Annotated in this window: 19 protein-coding genes and 4 tRNA genes; 9 read left to right on the top strand and 14 right to left on the bottom strand. The window is 60.7% G+C overall.

The features are described 5' to 3' along the window. Window positions 1-3 precede the first annotated feature (3 nt). The 8 genes from PH586_RS07480 to PH586_RS07445 all read right to left on the bottom strand — a co-directional run bounded on the left by PH586_RS07480 (window position 4) and on the right by PH586_RS07445 (window position 7582). A complete protein-coding gene (locus PH586_RS07480; protein WP_271347136.1) occupies window positions 4-3354 on the bottom strand; it encodes a transglutaminase family protein in 3351 nt (1116 codons plus the stop codon). Window positions 3355-3804: 450 nt separating this feature from the next. Beyond that, a tRNA-Leu gene (locus PH586_RS07475) sits at window positions 3805-3891 on the bottom strand. A gap of 113 nt (window positions 3892-4004) precedes the next feature. Next, window positions 4005-4078 (bottom strand) — tRNA-Cys (locus PH586_RS07470). Window positions 4079-4117: 39 nt separating this feature from the next. Continuing rightward, a tRNA-Gly gene (locus tag PH586_RS07465) sits at window positions 4118-4193 on the bottom strand. Window positions 4194-4260: 67 nt separating this feature from the next. Next, window positions 4261-4821, bottom strand: coding sequence for a CDP-diacylglycerol--glycerol-3-phosphate 3-phosphatidyltransferase (gene pgsA / locus PH586_RS07460; protein WP_271347526.1), 561 nt, complete (start codon window positions 4819-4821; stop codon window positions 4261-4263). 33 nt (window positions 4822-4854) lie between these two features. Then, window positions 4855-6678 (bottom strand): excinuclease ABC subunit UvrC, encoded by a 1824-nt coding sequence (gene uvrC / locus PH586_RS07455; protein WP_271347525.1) that lies wholly within the window; start codon window positions 6676-6678, stop codon window positions 4855-4857. 13 nt (window positions 6679-6691) lie between these two features. Continuing rightward, window positions 6692-7336 carry a response regulator transcription factor GacA gene (gene gacA, locus PH586_RS07450; protein WP_271347135.1) on the bottom strand — a complete coding sequence of 215 codons (645 nt, stop codon included), beginning with the start codon at window positions 7334-7336 and terminating at the stop codon, window positions 6692-6694. A 156-nt stretch (window positions 7337-7492) separates the two neighbouring features. Continuing rightward, a tRNA-Ser gene (locus PH586_RS07445) sits at window positions 7493-7582 on the bottom strand. 134 nt (window positions 7583-7716) lie between these two features. On the opposite strand from PH586_RS07445, the gene PH586_RS07440 reads away from it, so the two are divergent. The 7 genes from PH586_RS07440 (at window position 7717) to PH586_RS07410 (ending at window position 11948) form a co-directional block, all read left to right on the top strand. Further along, on the top strand, window positions 7717-8385 hold the full coding sequence (locus PH586_RS07440) for a Bax inhibitor-1/YccA family protein (RefSeq protein WP_172152388.1): 669 nt from the start codon (window positions 7717-7719) through the stop codon (window positions 8383-8385). Window positions 8386-8494: 109 nt separating this feature from the next. Beyond that, entirely contained in the window at window positions 8495-8887 is a 393-nt protein-coding gene (gene tusD / locus PH586_RS07435; RefSeq protein WP_271347134.1) for a sulfurtransferase complex subunit TusD, read from the top strand. Window position 8888: 1 nt separating this feature from the next. Continuing rightward, window positions 8889-9248, top strand: coding sequence for a sulfurtransferase complex subunit TusC (gene tusC, locus PH586_RS07430; protein WP_271347133.1), 360 nt, complete (start codon window positions 8889-8891; stop codon window positions 9246-9248). Next, entirely contained in the window at window positions 9248-9547 is a 300-nt protein-coding gene (tusB, locus tag PH586_RS07425) for a sulfurtransferase complex subunit TusB (protein WP_271347132.1), read from the top strand. Before tusC ends, tusB begins: the two co-directional genes overlap by 1 nt. Beyond that, window positions 9544-9879 carry a TusE/DsrC/DsvC family sulfur relay protein gene (locus PH586_RS07420; RefSeq protein WP_271347131.1) on the top strand — a complete coding sequence of 112 codons (336 nt, stop codon included), beginning with the start codon at window positions 9544-9546 and terminating at the stop codon, window positions 9877-9879. Before tusB ends, PH586_RS07420 begins: the two co-directional genes overlap by 4 nt. Beyond that, window positions 9876-10859: a glycosyl transferase family protein gene (locus PH586_RS07415; protein ID WP_271347130.1), complete on the top strand. Its 984-nt coding sequence runs from the start codon at window positions 9876-9878 to the stop codon at window positions 10857-10859. Before PH586_RS07420 ends, PH586_RS07415 begins: the two co-directional genes overlap by 4 nt. A gap of 90 nt (window positions 10860-10949) precedes the next feature. Beyond that, window positions 10950-11948 (top strand): glutathione S-transferase family protein, encoded by a 999-nt coding sequence (locus PH586_RS07410; protein ID WP_271347129.1) that lies wholly within the window; start codon window positions 10950-10952, stop codon window positions 11946-11948. A 9-nt stretch (window positions 11949-11957) separates the two neighbouring features. On the opposite strand, the gene cysG is transcribed toward PH586_RS07410, so the two are convergent. From cysG to ftsK, 6 genes are all read right to left on the bottom strand, one after another. Further along, window positions 11958-13352 (bottom strand): siroheme synthase CysG, encoded by a 1395-nt coding sequence (gene cysG / locus PH586_RS07405; RefSeq protein ID WP_271347128.1) that lies wholly within the window; start codon window positions 13350-13352, stop codon window positions 11958-11960. Between the two features lie 123 nt (window positions 13353-13475). Beyond that, complete coding sequence (gene serS, locus PH586_RS07400) at window positions 13476-14756, bottom strand: serine--tRNA ligase (RefSeq protein ID WP_271347127.1); 1281 nt, start codon at window positions 14754-14756, stop codon at window positions 13476-13478. 16 nt (window positions 14757-14772) lie between these two features. After that, on the bottom strand, window positions 14773-15147 hold the full coding sequence (crcB, locus tag PH586_RS07395) for a fluoride efflux transporter CrcB (protein ID WP_271347126.1): 375 nt from the start codon (window positions 15145-15147) through the stop codon (window positions 14773-14775). Continuing rightward, window positions 15144-16469 (bottom strand): replication-associated recombination protein A, encoded by a 1326-nt coding sequence (locus tag PH586_RS07390; RefSeq protein WP_271347125.1) that lies wholly within the window; start codon window positions 16467-16469, stop codon window positions 15144-15146. The genes crcB and PH586_RS07390 overlap by 4 nt, the downstream gene beginning before the upstream one ends. A 19-nt stretch (window positions 16470-16488) precedes the next feature. Beyond that, a complete protein-coding gene (lolA, locus tag PH586_RS07385; RefSeq protein WP_271347124.1) occupies window positions 16489-17115 on the bottom strand; it encodes an outer membrane lipoprotein chaperone LolA in 627 nt (208 codons plus the stop codon). A gap of 30 nt (window positions 17116-17145) precedes the next feature. Then, a complete protein-coding gene (ftsK, locus tag PH586_RS07380) occupies window positions 17146-19554 on the bottom strand; it encodes a DNA translocase FtsK (RefSeq protein ID WP_271347123.1) in 2409 nt (802 codons plus the stop codon). Window positions 19555-19799: 245 nt separating this feature from the next. Between ftsK and trxB the strand changes: the two genes are divergently transcribed. Further along, window positions 19800-20750, top strand: a complete 951-nt coding sequence (gene trxB, locus PH586_RS07375) for a thioredoxin-disulfide reductase (protein ID WP_271347122.1) — start codon at window positions 19800-19802, stop codon at window positions 20748-20750. 71 nt (window positions 20751-20821) lie between these two features. Beyond that, window positions 20822-21502, top strand: coding sequence for a leucyl/phenylalanyl-tRNA--protein transferase (gene aat / locus PH586_RS07370; protein WP_271347121.1), 681 nt, complete (start codon window positions 20822-20824; stop codon window positions 21500-21502). The last annotated feature ends 1 nt before the right edge of the window (window position 21503 follow it).

Here is a 21503-nt window from a genome sequence, read left to right as displayed (position 1 = left end):
GGTTTAATAGGGTTGCCAGCGCAAATCGAGTGTCATCGGGAAGCTCGGATTGAGTTCTTCCTTATACACGCGCATCGGCCCAGGTGTATGGCCGTGGGCCCAGAAGCGGGCAAACCGCCGCGCTTCAGCAGCATTGGCATTCACCGGCGAACTCTCTTCACTGCGTCCACCCGGGTGCACCACATGATAGGTACAACCGCCGATTGCCCGGCCGCTCCAATTATCGACTAAATCGAAGGTCAGGGGCGCTTGCACCTGGATAGTTGGGTGCAGGGCCGACCAAGGACTCCAGGCACGGAAACGCACCCCAGCGACGTACTCGCCCGGTACGCCGGTCGGGTGCAAGGGCAAGCGCCGACCGTTGCAGGAGATTTCGTGACGGCCATCGGTGAGGCCACGTACCAGCAATTGCATGCGCTCCACCGAGGAGTCGACATAGCGTGCCGTGCCGCCGCCGCTCATCTCTTCTCCCAGGACATTCCAGGGCTCGATGGCCTGGCGCAATTCCATCTCGACCCCCTCGTAGACCACGGTGCCAAAGCGTGGAAAGCGGAACTCGATAAAGGGCTCGAACCAGTGTTCCTCGAAAGCGTAGCCTGCCGCACGCAAATCCTTGACCACATCGCGGATATCCTGGGCGACGAAGTGCGGCAGCATCCAGCGGTCATGCAGTGCCGTGCCCCAGTTGACCAGCTTGGCCTGGTATGGCTCGCGCCAGAAACGCGCGACCAGAGCGCGCAACAGGAGCATCTGCAATAGGCTCATGCGCTCATGTGGCGGCATCTCGAAGGCGCGAAACTCGACCAGACCGAGGCGACCCGTGGGACCATCGGGCGAATACAGCTTGTCGATGGAAAACTCGGAACGATGGGTATTGCCGGTCAGGTCGACCAGCAGGTTGCGCAGCAAGCGGTCGACCATCCAGGGCTTGTCGCCCGGCTGCATGGTCGGCAGAACCTGATCCATCTGCTGAAAGGCAATCGCCAGTTCGTAGAGGTTATCGTCGCGCGCTTCATCGACCCGGGGCGCCTGGCTGGTCGGACCGATAAAGGTGCCGGAGAACAGGTAGGACAAGGCCGGGTGATTCTGCCAATAGGTAATCAGACTTTTCAGCAGGTCCGGCCGGCGCAGCATCGGACTGTCTTCGGCGGTAGCACCACCCAAGGTGGCATGGTTGCCACCACCGGTCCCGGTATGACGACCATCGTGCATGAATTTTTCGGTACCCAGCCGGGTCAGGCGAGCTTCCTGATACAGGGTCGACATGTTGTAGACCAGCTCATTCCAGCTGGCGGCCGGGTGGATATTGACCTCGATCACGCCCGGGTCCGGGGTGACGCTGAGCAACTTGATCCGCGGGTCGCGCGGAGGCTGGTAACCTTCGATGCGCAGCTTCAGCTTCAGCTTGGTGGCGGTATGTTCGACAGCCGTCACCAGCGCCAGGTAGTCCTCGATGCGCTTGAGCGGCGGCATGAAAACATGCAGGCGCCCTTCCCTGACCTGCACGCAGAGCGCCGTGTGAATCACGTCGCGCGGTTCGATCGTGCTCTCGGAAGCAATGCTGGCAGCATTCTTTCGGCTGAGCGTCGGGCGTTTTTCACTCTTGCCAGGCGCCGAATTCACGGCAGGGGCGACGGTCGGCAATGCCTCACGCGGCGCAAAAGGATCGACATCGAAACTCTGCGGCATATCTTCCGGCATGACCCAGGGCAGCGCGTTCAATGGCAGGCGCAAGCCCATCGGCGAGTCGCCTTCGATCAGGTACAGATGCTCGCGCTTGAGCGGCCAGGGGCACGTACGCCAGGCAACACCCAAGGCAATAGTCGGATCGAGCGTTTTGGTCGCCAGTGGCAGCACGTAGCCGACCACTTCACCCAGGCCTTGCTCCAGCAGCCGTGCCAGGCGTTGCCGTGCCTCGGGCGCCTTGAGGTCCAGTTGCAGTGGGTCGAGGTTGTTCGGCAGCCCTTGTTCCAGCTGGGCCTGTTGCACCACATCCTCATAGGCAGGGATCGGGCAGTTGGCTGGCAGACCGAGAATTTTCACCAGTTCGACAGTAAACCGCCTGGCTTCGTCGGCGCCATAGCCATCGCTGTGGTCATCGGCAGAGAACAGCGTCGCATCGAGCCACATGGGCTGGCCGTCGACCCGCCAGAAGATGTTCAATGCCCAGCGCGGCAGCGGCTCGCCCGGATACCACTTGCCCTGACCGTAATGCAGCATGCCACCGGGGGCAAAGTGGTTTTTCAAACGGTGCATCAGCTCCCCGGCCAGCTCGCGCTTCTGCTCGCCGTGGGCTTCGGTATTCCATTGCGCGCCATCCATGTCATCGATGGAGACGAAGGTTGGCTCCCCGCCCTGGGTGAGACGCACATCCTGACGTTTCAAGTCGGCATCGACCTGCTGACCGAGCTGATCGATTTTTTGCCAGTCAGCTTCCGAATAAGGCTTGGTTACCCGCGGATCCTCATGGATGCGCGTGATGGTCATTTCGTGCTCGAAGGTGACTTCGGCCTTGTCGGTAAAGCCGCTGATCGGTGCCGCCGAGGATGGCAGCGCGGTGCAGGCCAGGGGAATATGCCCTTCGCTGGCGAGCATACCCGAGGTTGGGTCGAGGCCAATCCAGCCGGCACCCGGGATGTACACCTCGGTCCAGGCATGCAGGTCGGTAAAGTCAACCTCGGCCCCGCTCGGCCCATCGAGTGCCTGCTGGTCGGCACGCAATTGAATCAGGTAACCGGAGACAAAACGCGCAGCCAAACCGAAGTCGCGCAAGATCTGCACCAGCAACCAGGCGCTGTCTCGACAGGATCCGGAGCGTTTCTCCAGGGTCTCCTCAGGCGTCTGCACGCCCGGTTCCATGCGCAACAGATACGCGATATCGGCCTGCAGGCGCTGGTTGATGGCCACCAGGAAATTATTGATCGGCTGCGCCTTGCCGAGCATCTCGCTGCGGGCTGCTGCCATCCACTTGGTCAGTAAGGGGCCGGGCTCGTCGGCTTGTAGATAAGCCGCCAGCTCATCGCGCAACTGCGCCGGATAGCTGAATGGGAACTGTTCGGCATACTTTTCGACGAAAAAGTCGAACGGATTGATCACTGTCATGTCTGCGACCAGATCGACGGTGAACTCCAGGGTCGCGGATTTTTCCGGGAAGACAAACCGGCCGATGTAGTTGCCGTAAGGGTCTTGCTGCCAATTGATGAAGTGCTTTTGCGGGGTCACGCTCAGCGAATAGGACAAAATCGGCGTGCGCGCGTGGGGTGCCGGGCGCAAGCGCACCTCATGCGGCGACAAACCCACCTGACGATCGTAGTGATAGCTGGTCTTGTGGTGCAGTGCGATACGTATGGCCATTGACGTTGCCTTCCATGAAAAATGAAGCACTACGGCGGACACCGCCCTACCGTCCCACTGAAAACGAACTACTCGGCCAGCTGCAGAATTCATGCCGCAAGGGATGCTGCGAAAGCCTTGCTGCGCGCCCCATTATGGCCAACCACGCGCTTACTGCTGGTGCACCCGGCCAGTGCTCGCACCGAGATGCGGCTCAGGTCAGCATGATAGCGCTAGTGAACTGGGTGACCAGTGCATTTTTCAAATGTTGCAAGGCTGAGGGGCTAGATCAGTCGCGCTCAAGCAGTCGAAGCTGAGTGAGTTGCACCTGCTGCGGGCCGGGGCGTAACAACTTAGGGGTTACTGAATGCATCGCCATGGCCCAATAGCGCCCGAGCACCGGGGCCGTGCGGCACGCCGAAAACACAAAGGCCAGCCTTGGCGAGGCTGGCCTTTGTGTTTGACTGAGATTGGTGCCCGAAGCCGGAATCGAACCGGCACGAGGTTACCCTCGAGGGATTTTAAGTCCCTTGCGTCTACCGATTTCGCCATTCGGGCGGTAGAGCTTTAGCGCGAGGTTTGGACTATATACAGCCCGGTCGAGCCTCGCAAGGTTTCCTGCATCCAATAAAAAAGCCTCGTAAATCATAGATCTACGAGGCTTTCTTAATTGGAGGCTGAGGTCGGAATCGAACCGGCGTTCACGGATTTGCAATCCGGTGCATAACCACTCTGCTACTCAGCCTTGAAACTAAACGGACCGCACTAGACGGTCCGTTGAAAATGGAGCGGGAAACGAGACTCGAACTCGCGACCCCGACCTTGGCAAGGTCGTGCTCTACCAACTGAGCTATTCCCGCTTGTCTTGTAGACGGGCGCCATTCTATATCTTCAGAACGCCCCGTCAACCCCTTGATTCAAAAAAGCTTATTTCTTTTCAGTGGAAGTGCTGAGGTGCGGCCAGGCAGCCAGCAGATACTGCAGCATCGACCACAAGGTCAGGATGGCGGCAACGATCAGAAGTCCGTAGCCGAGCAGAACCCAGAATGTGTACAGGGGCGGGTTCGCCAGCAGAATGATCAAGGCAACCATTTGCGCTGCGGTTTTCCATTTGGCCAGCTCGGACACGGCGACATGGGCGCGCGCGCCCAGTTCGGCCATCCATTCGCGCAAGGCCGAGACGACAATTTCACGGCCTATTATGATGGCCGCCGGCAATGTCAGCCACAGGTTGGCGTGCTCTGCTACCAGCAAGACCAGCGCAACCGCGACCATCAGCTTGTCGGCGACCGGATCAAGAAAGGCACCGAAGGGGGTGCTCTGCTCCCAGCGACGCGCCAAATAACCGTCCAGCCAATCAGTTGCGGCAGCGATAGCGAAAACCGCACTGGCGGCCCAATAACTCCAGCTGAATGGCAGGTAGAACAGCAGGATAAAAATCGGGATCAGTGCCACGCGGAGCACGGTAAGCAGGTTAGGAATATTCATCGGCACAACTGGCTGCAAAGGTGAGCCGGCATTCTACTCGCTGTGCAGTGCGGCATATATCAGCTCTGCAAGCTTTTTACTGATCCCGGGCGCCTTGGCAATTTCTTCGCTGCTGGCCCGCGCCAATTCCTGCAGGCCACCAAAGTGATTGAGCAGCTCGCGCCGCCGCTTCGGCCCTACCCCGGCGACCTCCTCCAGACTTGAGGTACGCCGGGCCTTGCCGCGACGAGCACGGTGCCCGGTAATGGCAAAGCGGTGAGACTCGTCACGGATCTGCTGGATCAGGTGCAGCGCCGGTGAGTTGCCTGGCAGGGTGAATTCATGGGCAGCGTCATTGAGGTAGAGGGTTTCCAGGCCCGGCTTGCGCGTCGCACCCTTGGCCACGCCGAGCAGAATCAATTCAGGCACCGCCAATTCATTCAACACGTCTCGGGCCATGGCTAGCTGCCCCTTGCCGCCGTCGACCAGCAAGATATCCGGCAGCTTGCCTTCGCCGTCCTTGATCTTACTGAAGCGCCGAGTCAGGGCCTGGTGCATCGCAGCGTAATCATCGCCTGCGGTGACACCTTCGATGTTGTAGCGCCGGTAATCGGACTTCAGCGGCCCTTCCGGGCCAAATACCACGCATGACGCCACCGTGGCCTCGCCACTGGAATGGCTGATATCGAAGCATTCGAGGCGCTGCGGCACCTCATCCATGTCCAGGGCCTCGGCCAGGGCCTCGAAGCGGGCGGCCACATGCTGGCGACTGGCAAGGCGAGCGCCGAGCGCTTGCTCGGCGTTGGTCACCGCCAACTGCTGCCAGCGCGCGCGGGTTCCGCGGACCCGATAGCTGATACTCAACTCACAGCCACGCGACTCGCCGAGCGCCGCGATAAGCGTGGGAAAGTCTTCATGCTGGGCATTGACGATCAGCTCGGCAGGTAACTCGCGCTCCTGATTGCCCAGGTAGTACTGCGCCAGGAAGGCCAGCAACACCTCGCTGACGTCCTCCTCGATCGCCACTTGCGGGAAGAAATTCTTGCTGCCGAGCACACGGCCGCCGCGCACGCTGATCAGGTGTACGCAAGCGCCGCCCGGGTTGACCATGGCAGCGACTATATCGACATCGCCACTGCCGCCTTCCATGCTCTGCTGGTCTTGCACGCGGCGCAGCAGGGCCATCTTGTCGCGCAACTCGGCTGCACGCTCGAAATCCAGGGCCCCGGCGGCTTGCTGCATGGCGCTGGACAGCTCATCGCCGAGGGCATTGCTGCGGCCCTCGAGGAACATCACCGAGTGGCGCACGTCCTCGGCATATTCCGCCGGGTCGACCAAGCCGACGCATGGCCCCTTGCAGCGCTTGATCTGATACTGCAGGCACGGCCGCGTACGATTCTTGAAGTAACTGTCTTCGCACTGGCGCACCAGGAAGGCTTTTTGCAGCAGGCCGAGGCTTTCGCGGATCGCCCCGGCGCTGGGGTATGGGCCAAAATATCGGCCCGTCTGCTTCTTCGCTCCGCGATGGATGCTCAGGCGCGGGTAATCGCCATCCGATAAAAATACGTAGGGATAGGATTTATCGTCACGCAGCAGAATGTTGTAAGGCGGCCGCCATTGCTTGATCAGTGTCTGCTCGAGCAGCAGGGCTTCGGTCTCGTTCGCGGTTATGGTGGTTTCGACCTGAACGATCCGACCGACCAGCGCCGCGGTCTTCGGCGCCAGGCCGCTCTTGCGGAAGTAGCTGGCCAGGCGTTTTTTAAGGTTTTTCGCCTTGCCGACATAGAGCAGCTTGGCGTCTACGTCGAACATGCGGTAGACACCCGGGCGACTGCTGCAGGTCGCCAGGAAAGCGCCGGAATCGAACGGAATGCTCACGTCAACCACGGGCTCAGCTGTTGGCATCGACCATGCCATGGCGTACGGCGAGCAAGGCAAGCTCCACATCGCTGGTAATCGACAGCTTTTCGAAGATTCGATAACGGTAAGTATTGACCGTTTTCGGTGACAGGCACAGCTTGTCGGAGATGCTCTGCACCTTCTGGCAGCCGGCGATCATCAGGGCGATCTGAATCTCGCGCTCGGAAAGCAAGTCAAAGGGCGAGTTACTGTTTTGCGGCTGAAACGACTTGAGCGCCAACTGCTGGGCGATTTGCGGGCTTATGTAACGCTGTCCGGCGAACACCTGACGAATGGCCTGCACCATCTCGGCCAGCGCGGCGCCCTTGGTCAGATAGCCAGCGGCGCCTGCCTGCAACAGGCGCGTGGGGAAAGGATCATCCTCACAGGCAGTCACCGCGACGACTTTCAGGTCGGGGTGGCTGCGGAGAAGCTTGCGGGTCGCCTCGAGGCCGCCGATGCCGGGCATCTTGACATCCATCAGGACCACATCAGGCTTCAATTCGCGGGCTTTCTTCAGCGATTCTTCACCTGAGTCGGCCTGCCCAACGACTTGCAGGCCATCGATATCGGCCAGCATCCGGGTGATGCCTGTACGAACCAGATCGTGGTCGTCGACCACAAGCACCCTTATCAAGCGGACACCTCGTTATGTGTCAGCCGCTCAGTGCGGCGGCCTGGCAGGAAAATACCGCATCGTACGGCAGAAAATTCTACGAGGCTTAGCTTGACGCATAACCGTCAAATAGCAAACGTCAATGAAATCACATTACTGATTCCATTGAAAAAAAATTGGCGGAAGCGGTGAGATTCGAACTCACGGAAGAGTCTCCCCTTCGACGGTTTTCAAGACCGTTGCATTCAACCGCTCTGCCACGCTTCCGGCGTTTGTGCGGGCGGCAATCTTACCGGAACGAAACACACTGTCAAACTCTCTAGGTTGGCTGAGATCAGGGCTCTGTTATTATCGACCTCGACTTTGGTCACGGAACCATTAGCCCCTACAGGAGTGTCGCCATGCACGAACAAGATTACGCACTCAGTCACGCCCAGGTTGAGCAGCAAGAAGTCAGCCGCGTACTGCGCAACACATACGGCCTGCTGGCTATTACCCTGGCCTTCAGCGGGCTGGTTGCCTTCATGGCGCAACGCGCCAATGTGCCTTACCCGAACTTCTTCGTGGTACTGATTGGCTTCTACGGCCTGTTCTTCCTCACTGCCAAACTGCGTGACTCGTCCTGGGGCCTGCTCTCCACCCTCGCCCTGACCGGCTTCATGGGCTACACCCTGGGGCCAATCCTCAATCGCTACCTGGGCATGGCCAATGGAGCCGAAGTGGTCAGCTCGGCCTTCACCATGACGGCTCTGGTGTTCTGTGGGCTGTCCGCCTACGTGCTGATTTCGCGCAAGGATATGAGCTTCCTCAGCGGCTTCATCACTGCTGGCTTCTTCGTCCTGATCGGCGCGATGGTGGCGGGTTTCTTCTTCCAGATCAGTGGCCTGCAACTGGCGATCAGCGCCGGCTTCGTGCTGTTCTCCTCGGCCTGCATCCTGTTTCAGACCAGCGCCATCATCCACGGTGGCGAGCGCAACTACATCATGGCGACCATCAGCCTGTATGTCTCGATCTACAACCTGTTCATCAGCCTGCTGCAGATCATGGGCATCATGGGCAGCGACGACTGATTCCCGAGTTGTACCCGAAGCCCGCTTCGGCGGGCTTTTTCGTTCCTGCGGCGAGCATCTTGCGCGCTCACCCTTTATCATTGGGTCAGATTTGACTGCCGGCCTCTCTATGAAATTCGCCATCGCCCTCTTTGCCCCACCGCATGCGCCCTCCTCCCGGCGCGCCTTGCGTTTCGCTCAGGCAGCCCTGGCCGGCGGCCATCAGATCGTCCGACTGTTCTTCTATCAGGATGCAGTGCACAACGCGTCAAGCAATGTGGTCAGCGCGCAGGATGAGCTGGACACCCCGGCCGAATGGCGCGAACTGGTACACCAGCAACAACTCGATGGCGTTGTCTGCATTGCCGCAGCGCTGCGCCGCGGCATCCTCAATGAACAGGAAGCACAACGCTACGGGCGTAGCGCCGGCAATCTGGAAGCGCCCTGGGAACTTTCCGGGCTGGGCCAACTGCATGAAGCGGCTCAAACGGCTGATCGCCTGATCTGCTTCGGAGGGCCTTGAAGTGGCTAAATCCTTGCTGATCATCAGCCGCCAGTCGCCATGGTCCGGGCCCAGCGCCCGCGAAGCGCTGGATATTGCCCTGGCTGGCGGCGCGTTCGACTTGCCCCTCGGCTTGCTGTTTCTCGATGACGGCGTGCTCCAGCTGGCGCCAGCGCAACAGCCCGCCGCCGTGCAGCAGAAAGATCTGGCTGCCAACCTGCAGGCGTTGCCGCTGTTCGGCGTCGAATCACTGTATGCCTCGGCGCGCAGCCTGCAAGAGCGCGGCCTGGAGCCACGGGCGCTGACGCTGGCGGTCGAGGTGCTGGATGATGCCGCCCTGATTGCGCTTATCGACCGTTACGACCAGGTGATCACCCTCTGATGGCTACGTTGCATGTGTTGTCCCATTCGCCGTTCACTGACAGCCGACTGAGCAGCTGCCTGCGCCTGCTCGGCCCTGCCGACGGCCTGCTGCTCTGCGGCGATGCGGTTTACGCCCTGCAACCCGGCAGCGCACAGTGCCAGGCCCTGGACCTGATGCCGGACGGCATCGGCCTGTTCGCCCTCGACGAAGACCTCGGCGCGCGCGCCCTGACCGCGCCAGCGCGGATCCAGGTGGTCGACTACCCGGGGTTCGTCGAGCTCAGTTGCCGCTTCGACAAGGTCAACAGCTGGCTATGAAGCATTTGATCGTTGCCGGTCGGCGCATCGAACTGGACAAGGATGGTTATCTGCTCGCCCTGGCGGACTGGTCGGCACCGGTCGCCGAAGCCCTGGCGCAGCAGGAACAACTGACCCTGAGCGACGAGCACTGGCAGATCCTGCACTTGTTGCGGGCTTTCTATGCCGAGTTCCAGCTATCACCAGCCAACCGGCCGCTGATCAAATACGTGGCGCTCAAGCTCGGCCCGGAAAAAGGCAACAGTCTGCACCTCAATCTGCTGTTCAAAGGCGCTCCCGCCAAACTCGCCGCCAAACTGGCGGGCCTGCCCAAACCGACGAATTGCCTATGAACCTTGTCACCCCTGCGGAACACCCTTTTGCCCAATTCGTACGCATCCTCGGCAAAGGCAAGCGCGGCGCGCGCAACCTGACCCGCGAAGAAGCCCGTGAAGCCATGGGCATGTTGCTCGACGGCAAGGTCGAGGACACCCAGCTCGGCGCCTTCCTGATGCTGCTCAGGCACAAAGAGGAAAGCGCCGAGGAGATGGCCGGCTTTGCCGAGGCGGTACGCGAACGCCTGCAGGCGCCGGCCATTGCGGTCGATCTGGACTGGCCCAGCTATGCCGGCAAGAAGCGTCATTTGCCCTGGTTCCTCCTCGCCGCCAAGGCCCTGGCGAACAGCGGCGTGCGCATCCTGCTGCATGGCGGCGGCGCGCACACCGCCGGGCGGCTGTATAGCGAGCAAGTGATCGGCCTGCTGCAGATTCCACTGTGTCGCAGCTGGACCGAGGTGGAGCATTCGTTGCAGGAACAACAGCTGGCATTTATCCCGCTGGGCGACTGGATGCCGCAACTGCAACGGATGATCGACCTGCGCAACATCCTCGGCTTGCGCTCGCCGATCCACTCGCTGACCCGCATCCTCAACCCCTTGTCGGCGCGCTGCGGCCTGCAGAGCATCTTTCACCCCGGCTACCAGGCGGTGCACCGCGAAGCCAGCCAATTGCTCGGCGACACCGCGCTGGTAATCAAGGGCGAAGGTGGCGAAGTTGAAATCAACCCAGATGCCACCAGCCATCTCTATGGCACGGCCAACGGCGTGAACTGGGACGAAGACTGGCCGCCGTTGTCGGCGCAGCGCCACGTCAAACCCGAGTCTCTCGAGCCTGAGCACCTTCTGGCGTTCTGGCGCGGCGAAGTCGAGGACGCTTACGGCCGACTCGCGGTATTGAGCAGCATGGCCATGGCCCTGCGCGGTCTGGGCATCCCGCGTGAAGAGGCATTCAAGCAGGCGCAGCAACGCTGGGACGCACGGAACATATCGATATAGTCGATCTTTAGAGGCAGGGTTTTCTACCATTCAATCGAACCAGCGCCGTTAGACTGAACGCCTGAGCCATACAGTCAAAGGAGTCGGGTAATGGGTTTGTTGATTGAAGGAAGCTGGCATGACCAGTGGTACGACACTGCCGCTGACGGCCGTTTCAAACGTGAGAATGCCCAGCGACGCAACTGGATCACCGCCGACGGCAGCCCCGGGCCAAGCGGCGAAGGTGGTTTCAAGGCGCAAGCTGGTCGCTATCACTTGTATGTTTCCCTCGCCTGCCCCTGGGCCCATCGCACCCTGATCCTGCGTCAGCTCAAGGGCTTGGAAGATCTGGTCGATGTCTCCGTGGTCAGCTGGCTGATGCTCGACGATGGCTGGACTTTCGACCCGGGCCATGGCTCCACGGGTGATGCGCTGGACGGCCATGACTTCCTGCATCAGCGCTACACCGCCGATGATGCCAACTACAGTGGCCGGGTGACCGTGCCGCTGCTGTGGGACAAACAGCAACAGCGCATCGTCAGCAATGAGTCCGCAGAAATTCTTCGCATGTTCAACAGCGCTTTCGACGGGCTGACGGGCAACTCCCTGGATTTCTATCCCGAAGCGCTGCGCGGCGAGATAGATGCACTCAATCAGCGCATCTATCCAGCGGTCAACAATGGTGTGTACCGCGCCGGTTTCGCCACCACCCAGGCGGCCTACGAGGAAGCCTTCGGCGAGTTGTTCGACGAACTGGATTGGCTGGATGGGCATCTCGGCGGGCACCGCTACTTGGCCGGCGAATACCTTAGCGAAGCCGATTGGCGCCTGTTCACCACCCTGGTTCGCTTCGATGCGGTGTACTACGGCCACTTCAAGTGCAACCTGCGGCGTATCGAAGACTACCCGAACCTGTCTAACTGGCTGCGTGAGCTTTACCAGTGGCCCGGGGTGGCGGCAACGGTGGATTTCGAACACATCAAGAGCCATTACTACGCCAGCCATCGCACCATTAACCCGACCGGCATAGTGCCCAAGGGGCCGGCGCTGGAGCTTGCCCGTGGGCACGATCGCGCACGCCTGCCGGGCAAGGGCGTCTCTGAAATCTAGGGCCTCGGCTCAGACCTGAGCCTGAGCGCCTTCGAACCAGGCCAGCTTATCGCGCAGTTGCACCACTTCGCCGACAATGACCAAGGTCGGTGCGTGGACCTGGTGTTGGGCAACCAATTCCGGCAGGTTCTCCAGGGTGCCGGTGAAGACCCGCTGGTTGGCCGTAGTGCCCTGCTGGATCAACGCCGCGGGGGTGCTGGCGGCCCGACCATGACCGATCAGTTGCTGGCAAATCAACGGCAAGCCGACCAGGCCCATGTAGAACACCAGGGTCTGGCTGGGCACCGACAGTTCCGCCCAAGGCAGGTCGCAGCTGCCGTCCTTGAGGTGGCCGGTGACAAAGCGTACCGACTGCGCGTGATCGCGGTGAGTCAGCGGAATCCCCGCATAAGCCGCACAGCCACTGGCTGCGGTGATGCCCGGTACCACCTGGAAGGGAATACCCTGGGCCGCCAGCTCCTCGATTTCCTCCCCGCCCCTGCCAAAGATGAACGGGTCGCCGCCTTTCAGGCGTAACACCCGCTTGCCCTCTTTGGCCAAGCTGACCAGCTGCTGATTGATCTGATCCTGCGGTACGGCATGCTCGGCGCGCTGCTTGCCGACATAGATACGCTCGGCATCGCGACGGCACAACTCGATGATCGCCGGAGCAACCAGGCGATCGTAGAGCACCACATCGGCTTGCTGCATCAGGCGCAGGGCGCGAAACGTCAGCAGGTCCGGGTCGCCGGGGCCGGCGCCGACCAGATACACCTCCCCCAGGCTACGCGGTGCGGCGCCTGCGACTTTCGCCGCGAGCAGGCGTTCGCCCTCATGCAGTTTGCCAGCGAAAACGCTCTCGGCAATTTGCCCCTGGAATACGTCCTCCCAGAACACCCGGCGCTGCTGGACATCCGGGAACAGGCCTTTGACTTGCGCGCGGAACTTCTTCGCCAAACCGGCCAGCTGGCCGTAGGTCGCCGGAATCCAGGTCTCGATCTTGGCCCGGATCAACCGCGCCAATACCGGGGCGTCGCCGCCACTGGTGACGGCGACGATCAAGGGAGAGCGGTCGACGATTGCCGGAAAGATCACGCTGCACAGCTTCGGGGCATCGACGACATTGACAGGAATCCCCAGCGCCTGGGCCTGGGCAGAAATTTGTGCATTCAGCGGTTCATCGTCGGTGGCGGCGATAATCAGCACCACCCCGCCCAGATCCTCGGACTGGTAGTTGCGCAGCAGCACCTCGCCAGCCCCCAGGCCGACCAGCTTGCACAGGTCGTCGCGGACTTCGGGCGCCACAACCCGCAGCCTGGCGCCAGCATCGGCAAGCAGGCGCGATTTACGCAGCGCCACTTCGCCGCCACCGACCACCAGTACCAGGCGACCCTGCAATTTGTGGAACAGCGGGAGAAAGTCCATGGGCGTGATCCAAGCGAATGACGATGGCGAGGCGCAGCCTGGCCAGTAGGGTGGGCTTCAGGCCACCAGAAATGCCTGCAGAAGCAGGCTTGAAACCCTACTCTGCAGGTCGACTCATGCGCATTAACCGATGACGTCAACGCCGCCCATATAAGGCTTGAGCACCTCAGGCACGCGAATGCTGCCGTCAGCCTGCTGGTAGTTCTCCAGCACCGCCACCAGGGTGCGGCCTACCGCAAGGCCGGAACCGTTGAGGGTGTGCAGCAGCTCCGGCTTGCCAGTTTCCGGATTGCGGTAACGCGCTTGCATCCGCCGCGCCTGGAAGTCGCCGCAGTTGGAACAGGAGGAAATCTCGCGGTACTTGTCCTGGCTCGGCACCCAGACTTCCAGATCATAGGTCTTGGTCGCACTGAAGCCCATGTCGCCGGTGCACAGCGCTAGGACGCGGTACGGCAATTCGAGCAGTTGCAGAACCTTTTCGGCATTGCCGGTGAGCTCTTCCAGGGCCTGGTAGGAGGTGCTCGGCTCGACGATCTGCACCATCTCGACCTTGTCGAACTGATGCTGGCGAATCATGCCTCGGGTGTCGCGACCGGACGCGCCGGCTTCGCTGCGGAAACACGGGGTGTGGGCCACCAACTTCAGCGGCAGTTGCTTGGCCTCGAGAATCTCGCCCGCAACGATATTGGTCAGCGACACTTCGGCGGTTGGGATCAGGTACAGATCGGCTTCGTTTTCGCGGCTGATCTTGAACAGGTCCTCTTCGAACTTGGGCAACTGACCGGTGCCCTGCAACGCTGGCGCCTGGACCAGATAAGGCGTGTAGGCCTCTTCATAGCCATGCTCGCCGGTATGCAGGTTGATCATGAACTGCGCCAGGGCGCGATGCAGGCGAGCGATCGGCCCACGCAACAGCGCGAAACGCGCACCCGACAGTTTGGCGGCGGTTTCGAAATCCAGCCAACCGTACTTCTCGCCCAGTGCTACGTGATCCTGAATGGCGAAGTCGAAGGCCTTGGGCGTGCCCCAGCGGCGCACCTCGACGTTACCCTCTTCATCGTCGCCGACTGGCACCGACTCGTGTGGCAAGTTGGGAATATTCAATAGCAGGCTGTCCAGTTCGACCTGGATGGCATCCAGTTCCTGCTTGCCTTGCTCCAGTTCGCTGCCCATGCGATCGACATCCGCCAGCAGCGGCGCTATGTCTTCGCCGCGCTGCTTGGCCTGGCCGATAGCCTTGGAGCGACTGTTACGCTCGGCTTGTAACTGCTCGGTGCGGGTCTGTACGGTCTTGCGCTGGGTTTCCAGCGCTTCGAAACGCGCTACATCCAGTTGAAAGCCGCGTGCAGCAAGGCGCTGAGCCACATCGTGGAGTTGGCTGCGCACCAGTTTGGAGTCGAGCATGTCAGGTTCTCGTCGATCAGAGTTTGGTGAATGATAGGCCTGCCCAGGTCGCGAGCAGGCCGCCCAACACACTCAGCGCCACATAGCCGAAGGCCATTGGCGCCTGGCCGCTTTCCAGCAGGCGCAAGGTGTCGAGGGAAAAGGATGAAAACGTGGTGAAACCGCCCAGAAAACCAACGATCAAGCCGGCGCGTAATTCCAGCGGTATTTCCGGGCGCAGCAAAAACAGCCCGTACAGGTAACCGATCAGCAGGCAGCCGACGATATTTACCGCCAGGGTTGCACTATAGAAATATTGCGCCCAGTTTGCGTTGATCCAGTTGGCCGTGGCAAAACGCAATAAGGTTCCGCACGCGCCACCGACCGCCACCGCGAAAACGACTGCGATCATGGTTTTCTCCGTTTGCGCGGACTGAGCGCGTCCTGGCTAGCCAAGTGCGCGAGCTTGTCGCGAATTTTCTGCTCAAGGCCGCGCGGTACCGGCTGATAATACTGACGGGCAGGCAATTGCTCGGGAAAATAATCCTCACCGGCGGCGTAGGCATCCGGCTCGTCATGGGCGTAGCGGTATTCATCGCCATAGCCCAGTTCCTTCATCAACTTGGTCGGTGCATTGCGCAGGTGCAGCGGTACTTCCAGGGAGCCATGCTCGGCAGCATCGCGCATCGCCGCCTTGAACGCGTTGTACACCGCGTTGCTTTTCGGTGCGCAGGCCAGGTAAACGATGGCCTGGGCGACGGCCAGTTCGCCTTCGGGGCTACCCAGGCGCTCCTGCACGTCCCAGGCATTGAGACAGAGTGTCAACGCGCGCGGGTCGGCATTGCCGATGTCTTCGCTGGCCATGCGTACCACCCGGCGGGCTATATACAGCGGGTCGCAGCCGCCATCGAGCATGCGCGCGAACCAATAGAGCGCGCCATCCGGGCTGGAGCCACGCACGGATTTATGCAACGCGGAAATCTGGTCGTAGAAAGCTTCGCCGCCCTTGTCGAAACGGCGACGGCTGTCGCCGAGTAGATCCAGCAATAGCTCGCTGCTAAGGGTCCCGCCGTCTTCGGCCAAGTCTGCGGCGTTTTCCAGAAAATTCAGCAAGCGCCTGCCATCGCCATCGGCGGCGGCCAGTAGAATCTTGAAGCTTTCATCCGGCAGGCTGAGCTGTCGCCCGCCAAGGCCCTTGGGGTCAGCCAGGGCACGAGTAGCCAGCTTGCGCAGTGCCGCTTCGTCCAGGCTTTTGAGGACATAGACACGCGCCCGCGAAAGCAGCGCGTTATTAAGTTCGAACGAGGGGTTTTCGGTAGTGGCACCGATAAAAATCAGGGTGCCGTCTTCCACATAGGGCAGAAAGGCATCCTGCTGCGACTTGTTGAAGCGATGGACCTCGTCGACGAACAGGATAGTCCGGCGGCCATACTGGGCCGCGTGCTGCTGCGCAACCTCGACTGCCTGGCGGATTTCCTTGACCCCGGAGAGCACCGCCGAGATCGTCTCGAAATGCGCATCGGTGACCTGGGCCAGCAGGCGGGCCAGGGTGGTCTTGCCCACGCCCGGCGGCCCCCAGAAAATCATCGAGTGCAGTGCGCCCTGCTCCAGCGCTTCACGCAGCGGCTTGCCGCGCGCGAGCAGATGCTCCTGGCCGACATACTCGTCCAGGCTGGCAGCACGCAAGCGCGCGGCCAGGGGTTGAGCGATGGGCGCATTACGGAACAGATCCATGACGGCGGGCTACGACCTCTTACTCTTGAATGACATCCGCGCCTTCGGGAATCTCGAAGCTGAACAGTTTGTCGTCCACGCTTTCATTCATCTTCACGTTGAGGAACAGAATGTTGGTGCGCTGACCAATAGTGTCGATCAACTGCATGTCATTCAACACACCGCTGCGAAATGACAGGCGCAGGCTATCAAACAGGGTGTCCTTGGATTTGGGCTTGAGCATGAAGTCGACCACGTTGCCGCCTTCCTTATGGCTGATCTCGAAATTCTCTTGAATCTGAGACACATCGCCGGACAGTAGCAGAGCCGGGGTATGGGTCAGGCGCTTGTCGAGGGTCTGAATGGTGACCTGCTCGAGGTCCGGGTCATACAGCCAGACCTTCTCGCCATTGGACACCAACAACTGCTCCATAGGCTCGTCGGTGTGCCAGCGAAATAGTCCCGGACGTTTGAGCACCAACTGCCCCGCCGTTTCCTGCAACTGCGTCCCACTGCCATCCAGGGTCAGTTGCGAGAATCGCGCATTGATGGTCTTGGCCTGGTTGAGCAATGCGGTCAGACGCTGTGCCGAGGCATCATCAGTGGCCAGGACGGAAACGCTGGTAAAACTTAAAGCTGCCAGCAGCAGCATACGAATCAGGCGCATGGAACTCCTTATCACATTGATTTCTAGGCGTTAGTCACGAGTTGGACTTGGCGCGATCACTTCGCGCGAGCCATTGGTGCTCATCGATGTCACCACGCCAGCCATTTCCATTGCTTCAATCATCCGGGCTGCACGGTTATAACCAATCTTCAACTTGCGCTGCACCGCAGAAATCGAGGCCCGACGGCTTTCGGTGACAAAACGCACGGCTTCGTCGTACAGCGCATCCTCCTCACTGCCTTCGCCCCCCCCTTCACTGCCGCCGTCAAAGCCACTGCCGGACTCTTCGACGCCTGCCAGAATGTCTTCGATATAGTCCGGGGTACCACGTAACTTCCAGGCTTCTACCACGCGATGGACTTCTTCGTCGGAAACGAAGGCGCCGTGGACGCGAATCGGCAGACCGGTACCGGGCGGCAGGTAGAGCATGTCACCGTGGCCGAGCAATTGTTCGGCGCCCCCCTGGTCGAGAATGGTCCGCGAATCGATTTTGCTCGACACCTGGAAAGCCATGCGGGTCGGAATGTTGGCCTTGATCAGGCCGGTGATCACATCCACCGACGGTCGCTGGGTGGCGAGAATCAGGTGGATACCCGCGGCACGGGCCTTCTGGGCGATCCGCGCGATCAACTCTTCTACTTTCTTGCCGACGATCATCATCATGTCGGCAAATTCGTCCACGACCACCACAATGGTCGGCAGGGATTTCAGCAACGGTGCTTCGTCGTGCATGCTTTCACGCTTGTACAGCGGGTCTGCCAGCGGCTCCCCCGCCTCCTCGGCTTCCTTGACCTTGCGGTTGAAGCCCGCCAGGTTGCGCACGCCCAACTTCGACATGAGCTTGTAGCGCCGCTCCATTTCGGCAACGCTCCAGCGCAGGGCGTTAGCCGCCTCCTTCATGTCGGTAACCACCGGACAAAGCAGGTGTGGAATGCCTTCATAGATCGACAGCTCGAGCATTTTCGGGTCAATCATGATCAGGCGCGCCTCTTCCGGCGTGGACTTGAACAGGATCGACAGAATCATCGCGTTAACCCCGACCGACTTACCCGAGCCAGTGGTGCCGGCGACCAGCAAGTGAGGCATCTTCGCCAAATCGGTAATCACCGGGCGACCGCCGATGTCGTGGCCAAGGGCCAGAGTCACCGGGGATTTGGCGTCATCGTACTCGGGGGACGACAGCACCTCGGAAAAACGCACGATCTGGCGGTCTTCGTTGGGCACCTCGATGCCCACGGTGGTTTTGCCAGGGATTACTTCGACCACCCGCACACTGATGATGGCCATCGAGCGCGCCAGATCCTTGGCCAGACCGGAAATGCGGCTGACCTTGACGCCGGCGGCAAGCTGGATTTCGAAGCGGGTAATCACCGGCCCCGGATGCACCGACTCGACCATGACCTCGACGCCGAACTCCTTGAGCTTGATCTCAAGCAGGCGCGACATGGCCTCCAGCGACTCGGGGGAGAATTTCTTCTGCTTCTTCTCGGCGACATCGAGAATGGAAATCGGCGGCAAGCTGCCTTCGATAGCGCTGTCGACGAATAGCGGCGCCTGCTTTTCTTTCTGTACGCGCTTGCTCGGCTCGGCGGCTTTAGGCTCCACTGGCGGGGTAATCACAGGGGCCGTGCGGCTTTCACGCGCGCTCATGTGTTTGCTCAGCGCTTCCTCGCGCTCCAGCAAGCGCTCCTTGACCTTGGCCTGCTCGCGGCGGTCGTGCACCATCGGTGCCGCCACTTCGCTGACCCGCTCATCGACTTCGCGCAACTGGGCGACCAGTTGCTTGCGCTCGGTACGGGCATTCCACCAGCGGTTGACCAGACTCTGGATCAGTTCGAGGAGATCCAGGGTGATCTTGCCGGTGAGGTCCATGACCCTGAACCAGGACAGGTCGCTGAACACGGTCAAGCCAAACAGGAACAGGGCGATGAACAGCAGGGTGCTGCCCTGCACGTTCAAGACATCTTCGGTCAACTGACCGAGACTCTCGCCCAATGCACCGCCAGCGCCAGCAGAGCCAGGTATGCTGGCGCCTACATCAAAATGAATATCGGCCAGCGCCGCTCCGGACAGCACCAGGAATACCAGACCGATCAAGCGCCAGGAAAACAGCCAGCCGCTCCACTGCCACCGCTGATGGCGATCACGAAACACCTGCAGCGTCTTGACCCCGAGCAACAGGGGAAACACATAAGCGAAATAGCCCAGGGCCATGAACAAGATGTCGGCAAACCAGGCGCCTGCCCGGCCAGCGGCATTGTGCACCTGCTCGATACTGCTGGTATGCGTCCAGCCCGGGTCGGCGGGATCATAAGTCAGCAGCGCCATCCACAGATAAAGGCAGAGTGCGCCAAGAGCGATCAAGGCACCTTCTTTCAACCTGTAGGGCAATTGCTGACGCCAGACTGGAGTCTGGGCTGTAGGGCTCGAATTCTTCAAAACGCATCTATTCCTGCGCCTGTGGCGCGCCGAATAATCGGTTAATGGCAAAATTTTGACTATTGTACGGATTTACCCGGTTGATGCCACGCCAGGTAACGAGGTGGCAACCACCCTGGACGAAGGCCTCTACCACCGGCTCCCGCTCGCCCCTTGGTTCGGTGTAGCATAGCCAGCAACATATTACGTGCGACTCAATTTGAGCATGCATTCTCTTTTGTGACAAAGGCTTATGAGGTGTTTCTATGAGCGAAGTCAAGCATTCACGCCTGATCATCCTGGGTTCCGGCCCTGCCGGTTACGCGGCGGCGGTATACGCTGCGCGCGCCAACCTCAAGCCCGTGGTGATCACCGGCATCCAGCCCGGCGGCCAACTAACCACCACTACCGAAGTGGACAACTGGCCAGGTGACGTCGAAGGCTTGACCGGTCCCGCGCTTATGGAGCGCATGCAAAAACATGCCGAGCGCTTCGACACCGAGATCATTTATGACCACATTCACACGGCCGAGTTGCAGCAGCGCCCGTTTATCCTCAAAGGCGACAGCGGGACCTATAGCTGCGATGCACTGATCATCGCCACCGGCGCCTCGGCGCAGTACCTAGGCCTGCCATCGGAGGAAGCCTTTGCCGGCAAGGGCGTGTCTGCCTGCGCCACCTGCGACGGTTTCTTCTACCGCAATCAAGTCGTCGCGGTGATTGGTGGCGGCAACACCGCCGTCGAGGAAGCGCTGTATCTGGCCAATATCGCCAAGGAAGTGCACTTGATTCACCGTCGCGACAAGCTGCGCTCGGAAAAAATCCTGCAAGACAAGCTGTTCGACAAGGCCGCCAACGGCAACGTCCACCTGCACTGGAATCACACCCTCGACGAAGTGCTTGGCGATGCCAGCGGCGTGACCGGGGTGCGCCTGAAAGACACCACCACTGGCTTATCCAGGGAACTGCCGCTGACTGGCGTGTTTATCGCCATCGGCCACAAGCCCAATACCGATCTGTTCCAGGGCCAGCTGGAAATGCGCGAGGGCTATCTGCTGATCAAGGGCGGCAGTGAAGGCAATGCCACTGCGACCAGTATCGAGGGCGTGTTCGCTGCTGGCGACGTGGCCGACCATGTCTACCGCCAGGCAATCACCTCCGCCGGGGCCGGCTGCATGGCTGCACTGGATGTCGAAAAGTTCCTCGACGACAATTGATCGCTCCCTGGGAAGACTTGGCAATCCGACAGGTTGCCAAGCCCCCCCCCAGGCCTCCCGCGGTGCGTCTAATGCTGACCTGGTTGCAACGCGACTCCCTGAGTTTCCCGCCATTGAGCAAAGCCCTGCGCGAGCCTAACGGCTTGCTTGCGGCCGGCGGCGACTTGAGTGCCGAGCGGCTGATAGCGGCCTACCGCCATGGTTGCTTCCCCTGGTATCAGGATAATCAGCCGATCCTCTGGTGGTCGCCGGACCCACGTACGGTGCTCTTCCCTGACGAGCTGCATGTCTCGCGCAGCCTGGCCAAGGTGCTGCGCCAGGCACGCTACCAGGTAACGTTCGATCGAGCCTTTGCCCGAGTAATCCAGGCCTGCGCTGCGCCCCGCGACTACGCCGACGGCACCTGGATCACAACCCCAATGCAGCATGCCTACCTTGAGCTGCATCGCCGTGGCATTGCCCATTCGGTCGAAGTCTGGCGCGATGATGAACTGGTCGGCGGGCTATATGGGCTGGCAATGGGCCGGTTGTTTTTCGGCGAATCCATGTTCAGTCTCGCCGATAACGCGTCCAAGATCGGCTTCGTCACCCTGGTCGAGCAACTCAAGGCCTGGGGCTTTGTACTCATCGACTGCCAGATGCCCACGCAACACCTGCACAGCTTTGGCGCCAGGCCGATTGCCCGCACAGAGTTCACTGACTACTTGCAGCGGCACATCGACCAGCCCGACGTGGCGTCCTGGCGCGCCTAGG

The organism is Pseudomonas aestuarii (assembly GCF_027988105.1).
Taxonomy (GTDB): domain Bacteria; phylum Pseudomonadota; class Gammaproteobacteria; order Pseudomonadales; family Pseudomonadaceae; genus Aquipseudomonas; species Aquipseudomonas aestuarii.
Note: the sequence above shows the minus strand (reverse complement) of the source record. Positions and strands in the feature narration are given on the sequence as shown.

What these genes read in the sequence shown, in the direction of transcription:
- PH586_RS07480 (WP_271347136.1), bottom strand. Translation starts at nt 3,354, where the DNA reads ATGGCCATACGTATCGCACTGCACCACAAGACCAGCTATCACTACGAT.
- pgsA (WP_271347526.1), bottom strand. Translation starts at nt 4,821, where the DNA reads ATGAATATTCCTAACCTGCTTACCGTGCTCCGCGTGGCACTGATCCCG.
- PH586_RS07440 (WP_172152388.1), top strand. Translation starts at nt 7,717, where the DNA reads ATGCACGAACAAGATTACGCACTCAGTCACGCCCAGGTTGAGCAGCAA.
- tusD (WP_271347134.1), top strand. Translation starts at nt 8,495, where the DNA reads ATGAAATTCGCCATCGCCCTCTTTGCCCCACCGCATGCGCCCTCCTCC.
- tusB (WP_271347132.1), top strand. Translation starts at nt 9,248, where the DNA reads ATGGCTACGTTGCATGTGTTGTCCCATTCGCCGTTCACTGACAGCCGA.
- PH586_RS07420 (WP_271347131.1), top strand. Translation starts at nt 9,544, where the DNA reads ATGAAGCATTTGATCGTTGCCGGTCGGCGCATCGAACTGGACAAGGAT.
- PH586_RS07415 (WP_271347130.1), top strand. Translation starts at nt 9,876, where the DNA reads ATGAACCTTGTCACCCCTGCGGAACACCCTTTTGCCCAATTCGTACGC.
- PH586_RS07410 (WP_271347129.1), top strand. Translation starts at nt 10,950, where the DNA reads ATGGGTTTGTTGATTGAAGGAAGCTGGCATGACCAGTGGTACGACACT.
- cysG (WP_271347128.1), bottom strand. Translation starts at nt 13,352, where the DNA reads ATGGACTTTCTCCCGCTGTTCCACAAATTGCAGGGTCGCCTGGTACTG.
- serS (WP_271347127.1), bottom strand. Translation starts at nt 14,756, where the DNA reads ATGCTCGACTCCAAACTGGTGCGCAGCCAACTCCACGATGTGGCTCAG.
- crcB (WP_271347126.1), bottom strand. Translation starts at nt 15,147, where the DNA reads ATGATCGCAGTCGTTTTCGCGGTGGCGGTCGGTGGCGCGTGCGGAACC.
- PH586_RS07390 (WP_271347125.1), bottom strand. Translation starts at nt 16,469, where the DNA reads ATGGATCTGTTCCGTAATGCGCCCATCGCTCAACCCCTGGCCGCGCGC.
- lolA (WP_271347124.1), bottom strand. Translation starts at nt 17,115, where the DNA reads ATGCGCCTGATTCGTATGCTGCTGCTGGCAGCTTTAAGTTTTACCAGC.
- trxB (WP_271347122.1), top strand. Translation starts at nt 19,800, where the DNA reads ATGAGCGAAGTCAAGCATTCACGCCTGATCATCCTGGGTTCCGGCCCT.
- aat (WP_271347121.1), top strand. Translation starts at nt 20,822, where the DNA reads ATGCTGACCTGGTTGCAACGCGACTCCCTGAGTTTCCCGCCATTGAGC.